The sequence below is a fragment of the Phaeovibrio sulfidiphilus genome, assembly GCF_014861485.1.
GTDB lineage: Bacteria > Pseudomonadota > Alphaproteobacteria > Rhodospirillales > Rhodospirillaceae > Phaeovibrio > Phaeovibrio sulfidiphilus.
On the sequence record NZ_JACZHT010000003.1, the window covers coordinates 288,820 to 300,711 of the forward strand.

Below are 11,892 nucleotides of genomic sequence, written 5' to 3' on the forward strand. Positions count from 1 at the left end.
CCCGGTTCCAAACCCTGAGCGGCAATCGCACTCCGAACACGGAAAGGGACACCCGACAGGCGCCGCGCGCCCCGCGCGAACGGTCCCATCAAGGCTCCTCACAGTGCGTTCTGGCGGTTTTGCTTGAGCGACTCGACATCGGGCGGGGGCATTGCCGGAGCACTGCCGGATCATTCCCGGCCCCTCCCCGCTCGACACGCACGGGGCGGGCTTCTATAGTCAGTTCCCCACGGCGCCCCCTCAGCCGGTTCTGTGAGGCCGGAGGGCATCAACAGCCGCCCCCACCCGTCCGGCACCCGGAGGTCCGGGCCCGCACACCGAGCGCGCCCGGAGCACTCGCCTGCGCGTTTGCCCCCTGGCTCCCCCTGCCGGAGACCGGGGTCACGCTCCGCCCTCACCCGTTTCCATCCCAGATGCAGAGACCCCCATGTTTTCCTGGTTCGAGCGCAAACTGACCCCCTTTCCGGACCGCAGTCCCTCAACGCCGCCAGCGGCCTTCTATCCGTTTCTCTGGCAGGCAACACAGGGCGTCCGGGGCTACATCCTGGCCACCGCCCTTCTGGCGGCCCTGATCGGCGGGTTCGAGGCCGTGATGTTTGTTCTTCTGGGCACCGGCGTTGACTGGCTCTCGAAGATCCCGCCCGACCGGATCTGGGCGGACGAGAAGGGCACGCTTCTCATTGTGGCGGGCGTGCTGTGCGGATCCCTGCTGCTGGCGTGCCTGCAGACCCTGGTGAAGCATCAGATCCTGTCAGCGAACTTCCCCATGCGCCTGCGCTGGAACTTTCACCGGCTGATGCTCGACCAGTCCATGAGCTTCTATCAGAACGAGTTCTCCGGGCGGATCGTCACCAAGGTCATGCAGACCGCCGCAGCCCTGCGGGACATGACGATGATCGTGGTGGATATCCTGGTCTTCGCCAGCATCTACTTTGTCACCATGACCCTGTCCTTCGGGGTGTTCGACCCGTGGCTTGCTCTTCCGTTCGGGCTCTGGCTTCTGAGCTATCTTCTGGTCCTGCGGTTCCTGATCCCGCGCATGTCGGACGGAGCCCGCAGGCAGGCGGACGCCCGCTCGGTCATGATGGGGCGGGTGACGGACGCCTACGCCAACATTGCCACCGTGAAGCTGTTCTCCCACGCGGGCCGGGAGGCCGAGAGCGCCCGCTCCGCCATGGGCGTCTTTCTGGACGCGGCCCGGCGGTTCCTGCGCAACGTGAGCCTGTTCGAGATCCTGAACGAGCTCCTGTTCCTGCTGCTGATCCTGGGCGCGGGGGCCATTGCCCTGTGGCGCTGGGGCATGGGCGAGATCGGCATCGGCGCCGTGGCGGCGGTGGGAGCCATGATCCTGCGCCTGAACGGCCTGTCCCACTGGATCATGTGGGAAAGCATGCAGCTTTTTGAAAACGTGGGCACGGTCCACGACGGGGTGGGCATGTTCTCGAAAGCCCCCGAGATCACCGACCACCCCGACGCCAGTGTCCTCACGGTGCCGAGGGGCGAGATCCGCTTCGAGGCGGTCACCTTCCGCTACGACCCCACCCGCGAGGCCCCGACCATCGACGACTTCACCCTGACCATCCGGCCCGGCGAGAAGATCGGTGTGGTGGGGCGCTCGGGGGCCGGGAAGTCCACACTGGTGGGGCTTCTCCTGCGCTTCCGCGACATGCAGAAGGGCCGCATCCTGATCGACGGTCAGGACATCACCCGGGTCACCCAGGACTCCCTGCGCCAGCACATCGGCATGGTCATGCAAGACACGTCGCTGCTGCACCGCTCGGTGCGGGAGAACATCCTGTACGGCCGCCCCGACGCCACCGAAAGCGAGATGGTCGCCGCCGCCGAGCGCGCCCGGGCCCACGAGTTCATCGGAGCCCTGTCCGATCCGTCGGGACACACCGGCTACGACGCCCACGTGGGGGAGCGCGGTGTCACCCTCTCCGGCGGCCAGCGCCAGAGAATTGCCATCGCCCGGGTCATGCTGAAGGACGCCCCCATCCTGATCCTGGACGAGGCCACCAGCGCCCTGGACTCCGAGGTCGAAACCGCGATCCAGGAAAACCTCTACCGCCTGATGGAGGGAAAAACCGTGGTGGCCATCGCGCATCGCCTGTCCACCATCGCCGCCATGGACCGCCTGGTGGTGCTGGATGAGGGGCGGATTGTGGAGGAGGGAACCCACGCAAGCCTGCTCGCCAAAGGCGGCGTCTATGCCCGGCTGTGGGCGCACCAGAGCGGAGGCTTCCTGGGCGAGAGCGCCTGACACGGGCGCCCGGGCCATCGGGGCGACGGGCGAGCGGCCAGATCCGAGGAACCGCCCGGGTAAGGCCCGGGGGGATCGGGAGGGCGGGGAGCAAGACGCCGGAGGGACCGGATGACGGGGGACAGGGGAACCGCCCCGCCCCGGGCCCGCCAACCCCGGGCCGCACGCCGCCCTTCCGCCTCCCACCCCGGCCCGGCCTGGTGGTCCCCGGGCCACTCCCGTCACGCCAGTATCCGGCGGTCATAAAGAGAGGCCCCGTCCAACCGCCACCCTTCCGCCTCCCGCCCGGCCGGCAGCCCCGGGCCACTCCCCATACATACACCACCCGGCCACGCCTGCTTCTGCGTTTCCCCACAAAAACGACGTGCCGCCAGCCCCGCCCGCGCACGGCACAACGCGGGCGCTGCCGCACATGTGCTCCACACCAGCGCAGCGCAGGTGCCACACTACGGGTGTCCATCCACACGCCACCGTCCCGCCCCGGGTGGTACGCGGATGCCCGGGCCTATGCCGTGAATACCATCTAAAGACCATACCCATGGCCCGACGGAGCCCGGGCACTGTCGCCCGGCACCCGGCCCTGCCCGCCCCTCAAGCACACCCGCGTCCCCCCCAACCGGCTGCCCCTTAGGCCCGCATCCCCCCACCGGCTGCCCGCGCCACAGTAACCGGCTGCCCGCCCCTCGGGCACGCCCGCATCCCCCCACCGCCTGCCCGCCCCCTCGCTCCGGCGCCGCGACTCCGGCGCGTCTGGCGTCACGAAACCGGCGCACATCCCATCCGGGCGGGCCCAAACATCCCGCTCCCGGTTGCACCCGGTCCACCACACTGTCAGAGCGCGAGACGACAACACCCCCTCCCGAAGGTCGGCCTCCAAAAAGACGTATTCTGCCAGTTTCAGCCATACTTCTGACCGTGCATGCCCTTGTCTTGCCAACACTCTTAATTTAAAGTCACTTAAATCGAGAGCCGGTGCCGTCCCGGCGGGAGGGATCTCCCGATCCCCTCCGAGCGGACCTCCGGCTACCCAGTGCGGAGACGCCTCCATGCAGGCGAGCCCTTCCAGCGGTGACGCGGACGTCATCATCATCGGCGGCGGGATCACCGGAGCCGGAATTGCCCGGGACTGCGCCCGGCGGGGCCTGCGCGCCCTTCTGGTGGAGCGCCGCGACTACTCCACAGGCGCCACCGGGCGCAACCACGGCCTTCTTCACAGCGGCGCCCGCTACGCGGTCACGGACCCGGAGTCCGCCCGGGAGTGCATCGAGGAAAACCGGATCCTGCGCACAATCGCCCGCCACTGTGTCGAGGACACGGGAGGGCTGTTCATCTCGCTCCCCGAGGACGACCTTGCATTCCAGAAAACATTTCTGGATGCATGTTCCAAAGCCGACATCCCCGCCCGCGCCCTGGACCCGGCCGAGGCCCGGCGCCTGGAGCCCTCGGTCAACCCGGAGCTGACCGGTGCCGTCCACGTTCCGGACGGGGCGGTGGACCCCTTCCGCCTGACACTTGCCAATATTCTGGACGCCACCGCCCACGGCGCCCGCTGCCTGACCTACCACGAGGTGACCGGGCTCCTGAAAGAGGGCCCGGCGGTGACCGGCGTGCGGGTGCGCAACACACTGACCGGCGAGACCCGGGAGTTCCGCGCGCCCCTCACCATTAATGCAGCCGGGATCTGGGGCCAGGCCATCGCCCGCATGGCAGACGTCGAGGTTCGCATGTTCCCCACCCGGGGCGCCCTGCTGATCCTGGGGCACCGGCTGAACACCGTCGTGATCAACCGCTGCCGCAAGCCTGCGGACGCGGACATCCTGGTGCCCGGCGACACGGTCTCGCTGATCGGCACGACCTCAACCCCCGTCCCGTTCGAGCAGGTGGACGACCTGCGGGTGACCACCGAGGAGGTGGACCTGCTGGTCCGGGAGGGCCGGCTGCTGGCTCCGGCTCTTGCGGACACCCGCATGCTGCGAGCCTACGCGGGGGCCCGGCCCCTGATCGCCGACGAGGACGACGCCACCGGCCGCTCCATCAGCCGCCGCATCGTCCTTCTGGACCACGAGAGCCGGGACGGCTGCCCCGGGTTCATCACCATCTCCGGGGGCAAGCTGATCACCTACCGGCTGATGGCGGAAATGACCACCGACCTGGTCTGCACGAAGCTGGGCGTGAGCGCCCGGTGCGACACGGCCACGGTCCCCCTGCCCGGCTCCCGCGAGACCACGGCCGAGACCCTGAAAAAGCTCGCAGCCCTGCCCGTGACCCAGCGCCGGTCGGTGGTGGGACGCTACGGCGACGAGGCCCAGGACCTGGCGGATGGCGGCCCCGGAAGCCGGAGCCTGGTGTGCGAGTGCGAGAGCGTCAGCGTGGGCGAGGTGGTCCGCGCGATCGAGACCCTGGGCGTGCACAGCCTGACGGACCTGCGCCGGCGCACCCGCCTTGGCATGGGTACCTGCCAGGGCGAGCTGTGCGCATGCCGCGCCGCGGGTCTTCTGGTGCAGGAGGGGGTGACCCCGCCCGCGGGCATGCCCGACACCCTGGCCCGCCTCCTCGAGGAACGCTGGAAGGGGATCCGCCCCGTTGCCTGGGCCGACGCCCTGCGGGAAAGCGAGTTCACCCTGTGGCTCTATCAGGGGGTCTGCGGCCTTGGCCGACCGTCCGGCCCCAACCCTGGGCCCGGCCCCGGACCCGGGCCCATCACAGCCGGATCGCCGCCGGATGCCAGCGGGGCCATGCCGCTGGCCCCCGCCCCGAACGGGGTGACAAGCCACGCCACGCCCGGCACCTCCGCGCATGCCCCGAACGGAGCCTCCGCACCCTCCCCGGACGGGGCCTCCGCACCCACCCCGGACGGGGGGACCACCCACGCCCGCACCCCCAACCCCGAACCGTCCCCCGACGGGAAAGCAGGTGGCCATGCGCTATGATGTGATCGTCATCGGAGCCGGACTGGCGGGCCTCGTGGCGGGGCTCCGGGTGCTGGAGGGAGGACGCTCCTGCGCCCTGGTCAACGCCGGACAGAGCGCCCTGCACTTCTCCTCGGGCGCATTCGACTTCCTGGGGCACCTGCCGGACGGCACCCCGGTCTCCCGGGCGCCCGACGCCCTCGAGGCCCTGGCGGACCAGGCCCCGGATCACCCCTACGCCCTTCTGGGCCGCCAGCGGACCCTGGAGCTCGGGCAACGCGCCGAAGCCTTCCTGCGGGACCGGGGGCTTGCGCTGGACGGCTCCCTGGCCGCCGGGAACCGCCTGCGCATCACGCCCCTGGGCACCACCGTGCCCACCTGGCTTGGCGCCTCCGAGGCCCTGGGCCTTGACCCGGCCACCGGTGCCCTCCCCTGGAAACGCCTGCTGGTGGCCACCGTGGAGGGCTTTCTGGACCTGGGAGCGGATGTGCTCTCCAGCCACCTGGCCGCCACTGGGGCCACCACCGAGGCCGCAATCCGGAGCGCATCCCTTCGCCTGCCTGTCCTGGACCGGCTGCGCACCAACCCGAGCGAGTTCCGCTCGGTGAACATCGCCCGGGTTCTGGACCACCCCGAGGCCCTGGCCACCCTGGCCGCGGAACTGGCCCCCCTGGCTCGGGACGTCGATGCTGTCGTGCTGCCCGCCTGCCTCGGTTTTCGCTCCAACGAGCCGGTGGCCACCCTGAGCCGCCAGATCGGTGTGCCGGTGCGGGTTGTCCCCACCCTGCCGCCGTCCCTGATCGGGGCCCGCTTCAGCCGCATCCTCCTGAACCGCTTCCTTGCGGACGGCGGCGTGTGCATGAACGGCGACCGGGTCACCGGGCACGACTGGAACGGCCCGTCCCTCGCCCGGATCTATACGGCCAGCCACGAGGACATCCCCCTGGAGGCCGACGACTTCGTCCTGGCCACCGGCAGCTTCTTCAGCGGCGGACTGACCTCCGGCCCCCACGCGGTGCGCGAGACCCTCTTCGACCTGGACCTGCGCGAGGCGCCGCAGGACCGGGCGGCCTGGACCTCCGCCAGCGTCTTCGATCCCCAGCCCTACATGCACTACGGCGTGCGGACCGACGCCACCCTTCGCGGCCAGCTCAACGGGAACCCGGTTCCCAACCTCCACGTGGCCGGACTGGTTCTGGGGGGATTTGACCCCGTGCACCTGGGCTGCGGGGGCGGCGTGGCCCTGGTCACCGCTCTGGCGGTGGCGGACCGGATCCTTGGCACGAAAGGCTGACGGCCATGAGCGTTCTTGACGACACCGGTTTCGAGGCCTGCACCAAGTGCACCATCTGCACCGAGTACTGCCCGGTGTCCGAGGCCAACCCCGACTTTCCCGGCCCCAAGCACGCGGGACCGGACGGCGAGCGCCTGCGCCTGAAAGACCCGGCCTTCTACGACAGCGCCCTGAGGCACTGCACGAACTGCAAGCGCTGCGAGGTGGCGTGCCCCTCGGGAGTGAAGATCGGCGACATCATCCAGCTGGCCCGGAACACCTGCGACACCTCGCGCCGCCCGGTGCGGGACTTCATCCTGAGCCACACCGACCTGGTGGGAGGCCTGTCCGCAAACCGCCTTGCCCCCGTGACCAACGCCCTGGCAGCGCTGCCTCCGGTGAAAAAGATTCTGGAGAGCACTCTGGGCATCGCGTCAAAGAGGCGGTTCCCCTCCTACGCCCGACAGACCTTCCGCGCCTGGTACGGGAAGGAGGCCGCCGCCGCCCAGGCGCTCTTCAAGGACCAGGTGGCCCTGTTCCACGGCTGCTACGTGAACTACAACAACCCGGCCCTGGGGCAGGACATCCTCACGGTGCTGAACGCCCTTGGCGTGGGGGTGCAGCTTCTGGAAGACGAGCAGTGCTGCGGCGCCCCCCTCATTGCGGCGCGGTTTCTCGACAAGGCCAGGGCCAACGCCCGGATCAACGCGGCCTCGCTGCACGAGGCGGTGGCGGAGAAGGGCCTGTCCGTGGTGGTGCCGGCCTCCACCTGCACCCTGACCCTGCGCAATGAATACCCCGACATCCTGGACATGGACATCAGCCGCTGGCGCCCGAGGGTCGAGCTTCTGACCCGGCACCTGCACCGGCTGCGAACCGCCGGGCGCACGGCCACGCTCCACCCGCTGAACATGAAGGTGGTCTACCACACCGCCTGCCACATGGAGCGGCTGGGCTGGGCGGGCTACTCCATTGATCTTATCCGGCAGATCCCCGGCCTTGAGGTTGTGGTCCTGCCCCAGCAGTGCTGCGGGATCGCCGGAACCTACGGTTTCCGGAAGGAAAACTACGACACCTCCCAGACCATCGGTGCCTCCCTCTTCGAGCTGATCGAGGCCTCCGGCGCCGACCTGGTCGTCTGCGACTGCGAAACCTGCAAGTGGCAGATCGAGATGTCGACATCAAAAAAATGCGAGCACCCGGCAACCCTGTTTGCCCGCTCGATCCGGGGCGGCTGAGGGCGTCTCCCCGCCCTTCGCGCCGGCCCGAAAACGTAGTTGGAAAGGACGAGCACATGAGTTCGGGAAAACGTGACTTCTCCGAGTATCTGGCCGAGTTCTTCGGCACCTTTCTCCTGATTGTCTTCGGCCTCGGCGTTGTCGCCGTCGTGTTCCTGACCGGACGGTCCGTAAGCCAGTGGGAAATCAGCATCGCCTGGGGCCTTGCGGTCGCCATGGCGGTCTACCTGTGCGCCGGGGTTTCGGGCGCCCACATCAACCCCTCGGTCACCGTGGCCCTGGCGGTCTTCGGAAAGTTCCCCTGGCGCAAGGTTCTGCCCTTCATCATCGCCCAGACCCTGGGGGCCTTTGTCGCCGCCGCGGTGGTCTGGTTCCTCTATCAGAACCTGTTCGAGATCGCCCTTGGCAACGTCGCGGGAGACCCGGTGGCAACCCTGAACATGGCCCGGATCTTCTGCACCTTCCCGGACCCGAACATCACCATGACCCAGGCCTTCATGACCGAGGTCTTCATCACCGCCATGCTGATGGCCCTGATCCTGGCCCTGGTGGACGACGGCAACGGCCTGCCCAGGGGCCCGCTTGCGCCGCTTCTGATCGGCCTTGTGATCGCCCTGATCGGGATCACCTTCGGCCCGCTCACCGGATTTGCCATGAACGCCGCGCGCGACATGGGCCCGCGCCTGTTCGCCCTGCTGGCGGGCTGGGGCCCGGACGTGATGACCGGCTATCCCCTGAGCGAGAACATCACCATTCCCTATTTCCTGGTTCCGCTGATCGCCCCCATCGTCGGCGCCTGCGTCGGTGCCGGTCTGTACCGGGTGTTCGTCACCCGCGCCCTGGGGATGAAAGCCTCCGGATAACCCGAGACAAAGGTCAAGGAACATGAGCAAGAAGTACATCGTCGCCCTCGATCAGGGCACCACAAGCTCCCGCACGGTGGTCCTGGACCACGACGCCAACGTGGTTGCGGTCGCCCAGCGGGAGTTCCAGCAGATCTACCCCCGCTCGGGGTGGGTCGAGCACGACCCCATGCAGATCTGGGCGACCCAGAGCGCCACGCTGACCGAGGCCCTGGCCCTGGCCGGGATCGAGACCGAGGAGATCGCGGGCATCGGCATCACCAACCAGCGCGAAACCACCGTGGTCTGGGAAAAGGCCACGGGGCGCCCGGTCTACAACGCCATCGTCTGGCAGTGCCGGCGCACCGCCGCCATCTGCGAGGAGCTGAAGAAACAGGGGCTTGCGGACTATGTCCGGGAGAACACGGGGCTTTTGCTGGACCCGTACTTCTCGGGCACCAAGATCAAGTGGATCCTGGACAACGTGGAGGGCGCCCGGGAGCGCGCCGAAAAGGGCGAGCTGCTGTTCGGCACCATCGACACCTGGCTGATCTGGCACATGACCCAGGGGCGCGTCCATGTGACCGACTACACCAACGCCTCGCGCACCATGCTGTTCAACATCCACTCGCTGGAGTGGGATGACCACCTTCTGAGGGCGCTCGACATCCCGCGCTCCATGATGCCCGAGGTCCGGCCGTCCTCGTGCGTGTACGGGCAGACGAACCTGGGCGGCCGCGGCGGCACCCGGGTCCCCATCTCGGGCATTGCCGGAGACCAGCAGGCCGCCCTGTTCGGACAGCTGTGCGTCCACGACGGCCAGGCCAAGAACACCTACGGCACCGGCTGCTTCCTGCTCATGAACACGGGCGAGAAGGCGGTACTGTCAAAGAACGGCCTGGTCACCACGCTGGCCTGCGGCCCGAGGGGCGAGGTCAACTACGCCCTCGAGGGCTCGATCTTCGTGGGCGGATCCGCAATCCAGTGGCTGCGCGACGAGCTGAAGGTCGTCTCCGACGCCTACGACACGGACTATTTCGCCCACCGGGCCGAGACCTCCAACGGCGTCTATGTGGTGCCCGCGTTCACCGGCCTGGGCGCGCCCTACTGGGATCCCTACGCCCGCGGCGCCATCGTCGGACTGTCCCGGGGCTCCAACGCCCGGCACATCATCCGGGCCACGCTGGAGTCCATCGCCTACCAGACCAAGGACGTGCTGGAGGCCATGCGCGCGGACTCCGGCATCGAGCTGAAAACCCTCCGGGTGGACGGCGGGGCGAGCGCGAACAATTTCCTCATGCAGTTCCAGGCGGACATCCTGGGCGTGGCCGTTGAGCGCCCGGCGGTGCTGGAGGTCACAGCCCTCGGAGCCGCGTTCCTTGCGGGCATGGCGGTCGGGTACTGGAACGGCCTCGAGGACGTGAAAAACCGCATGCGCATCGAACAGGAGTTCCTGCCCTCGGACAACCGGGACAAGCAGATCGAGCGCTACAAGGGCTGGAAGAAGGCCGTGACCCGGGCCATGAGCTGGGTGGAGCCGGACGCCTGAGCCGGGCGGCCTCACCCCGGTTTCCCGCGGATGCCCCGTCTCTCCGGGGCATCCCGGGTCCGGCCCGGGTGTCGCGGCGTCCCTAGCGTCCCGGGTCCGGCCCCACACCCCGACCTCCCGGCGGAACCCGTTCCACCGGCACGACGCAACCTCCCGGCGGAACCCGTTCCACCGGCACGACGCGACCTCCCGGGGGAGCCCTCCCGGGAGGTTCTGTTTCAGCGCCCGCTCAAGGGGCGCACTGTCCGAAGGCGCTGTCCCGGGCACTGCCGGGGCACTTGTCCGGGACGTCATCCCCGGAACACGCCCGACCGACCTCGCAAAGGCACTCTCACGCCGCACCCTCACGCTCCCAGGGCACGGGCGTGAACCGCGCCCGCGGCCACTCCCGCATGACGCGTCCCCGGGGCGTCCCCGGGGCCTCTCCGAAGCCCCCGCGCGCGCCACCGAAAAAAAGCCCGGACCCGGAGCTGGGAACGCCGCGGAGCCCCACAGGCCGCGCGCCCCGGGAACATTCACCCCCGTTTACCCCAAAACGGGCACGCCCCCCGCTCCCCGACCGAACCGGCGGCGCCCGCAGCGCTGTCGCGCACCGGTTGCCGGAAGCCACGCCCGCCACCGGTCGAAAAACTCGAAACCTGTCCAAAACGCCATCCCCCACAAACAGAATTTCCGTAGACCTGCCCGGAACCACGGCCTATCGTAGCCTCATCACAAAACCACCGAACGGAGTTACAAAAATGGGTTTGGTAACCGTGAACATTCCCGACGCCCTGGAAGCCAGCCTTGTGGACGCCGCCATCCTGGAAGGCCGCACAAAGGACGCCCTGGTGGCCGAGGCCGTCGAGAAATACCTCGCTGCCCTTTCCAGCCAGCCCGCCCCGCGGACCTGGGAGCGGCTGACCGAGGACTAAAGGGCAACCGCGCCTGCACAGACCCGGGGTTCGTCCCGGGTCTCGCTGCGTCGCGCCCGGCGCCCCGGCCCCGCGGGAAGCCGACCCGTTCGCTCGCCGGAGCCCGGCCCCCCGGGACTGCACCCAAAGGTGACCGCACCCGTTCGGGACCATGCGGAACCGGTCCTGCGCGGACCGGATCGAAGCGCAAGCCCCGGTTCCTGTGCGCGGCCTGCCCGGGCCCCCTTCGCTCGGGGAACCCCTCCCGGTAACCCACAAAACCGCATCAACACAAAAGCCCCGCCTGCGGGGCGGGGCTTGTGCCGGTGTGGCCCGGGGTCGAACGCCCCGGCCCCGGGATCCGGGTCCGGGTGTGCCGTCCTACCAGCGGTACGTCATACGGGCGCGGCCCCCGTGGGAGGTGGTGTGGGCACCATACGCCCCGTCGTACATCACGGTCAGCCCCCAGGTGTCGTCCAGGCGCACCTCGGCGCCCACGCCCACCACCGCCGCATCCCGGTCCGCCGGCGTGCCGCGCACAAGGAAGTCATCCGACCCCGCAAGGAACATCATCCGGCTGGCGGTGTCGATGTCGCCGTAGACATGCTCCCAGCCCAGGTCCAGCTTCAGGACCGCGTTCTCATGCACCCGGGCGTCCATCCGCACACCCACCGTGGAGACCCCCGTGTGGCTCGCCTGGCTGTGCCCGCGCAGGCCCGCCACGCCGCCGCTCTCCGAGAAGCCCCCGGTATAACCCATGGTCCACGAGCCTCCGGCAAACGGCTCCACCATCAGGGCGTCCGTCGCCTGGATCCGCCAGGCGGCCTCGCCCACAACCTGGAACACGTTCGCCCCGTAGTCCGCCTTCAGACGCTCGCCCAGTGCGGTGCGGCGGCTGTCAATGCCGTGGCGGGTGTAAACCCCG

Annotated in this window: 8 protein-coding genes; 7 read left to right on the forward strand and 1 reads right to left on the reverse strand. The window is 69.1% G+C overall.

The annotated features are described in order from the left end of the window. Positions 1-427 precede the first annotated feature (427 nt). The 7 genes from IHV25_RS06000 (at position 428) to IHV25_RS06030 (ending at position 10,988) form a co-directional block, all read left to right on the forward strand. The gene (locus IHV25_RS06000; protein WP_192534196.1) at positions 428-2,263 is read left to right on the forward strand and encodes an ABC transporter ATP-binding protein; all 1,836 of its coding nucleotides are present in this window, start codon (positions 428-430) and stop codon (positions 2,261-2,263) included. Positions 2,264-3,309: 1,046 nt separating this feature from the next. Next, the gene (gene glpA / locus IHV25_RS06005) at positions 3,310-5,193 is read left to right on the forward strand and encodes an anaerobic glycerol-3-phosphate dehydrogenase subunit A (protein WP_192534197.1); all 1,884 of its coding nucleotides are present in this window, start codon (positions 3,310-3,312) and stop codon (positions 5,191-5,193) included. Further along, entirely contained in the window at positions 5,183-6,466 is a 1,284-nt protein-coding gene (gene glpB, locus IHV25_RS06010) for a glycerol-3-phosphate dehydrogenase subunit GlpB (RefSeq protein WP_192534221.1), read from the forward strand. The genes glpA and glpB overlap by 11 nt, the downstream gene beginning before the upstream one ends. A gap of 5 nt (positions 6,467-6,471) precedes the next feature. Then, positions 6,472-7,683, forward strand: coding sequence for an anaerobic glycerol-3-phosphate dehydrogenase subunit GlpC (glpC, locus tag IHV25_RS06015; protein ID WP_192534198.1), 1,212 nt, complete (start codon positions 6,472-6,474; stop codon positions 7,681-7,683). Between the two features lie 56 nt (positions 7,684-7,739). Continuing rightward, positions 7,740-8,546, forward strand: coding sequence for an MIP/aquaporin family protein (locus IHV25_RS06020; RefSeq protein WP_192534199.1), 807 nt, complete (start codon positions 7,740-7,742; stop codon positions 8,544-8,546). A 22-nt stretch (positions 8,547-8,568) separates the two neighbouring features. Beyond that, positions 8,569-10,074 (forward strand): glycerol kinase GlpK, encoded by a 1,506-nt coding sequence (gene glpK / locus IHV25_RS06025; RefSeq protein ID WP_192534200.1) that lies wholly within the window; start codon positions 8,569-8,571, stop codon positions 10,072-10,074. A 740-nt stretch (positions 10,075-10,814) separates the two neighbouring features. Continuing rightward, positions 10,815-10,988 carry a hypothetical protein gene (locus IHV25_RS06030; protein ID WP_192534201.1) on the forward strand — a complete coding sequence of 58 codons (174 nt, stop codon included), beginning with the start codon at positions 10,815-10,817 and terminating at the stop codon, positions 10,986-10,988. A gap of 360 nt (positions 10,989-11,348) precedes the next feature. Here the strand turns inward: IHV25_RS06030 and IHV25_RS06035 are convergent. Beyond that, the coding region (locus IHV25_RS06035) for an autotransporter outer membrane beta-barrel domain-containing protein (protein WP_192534202.1) at positions 11,349-11,892 on the reverse strand (544 nt) is incomplete at its 5' end.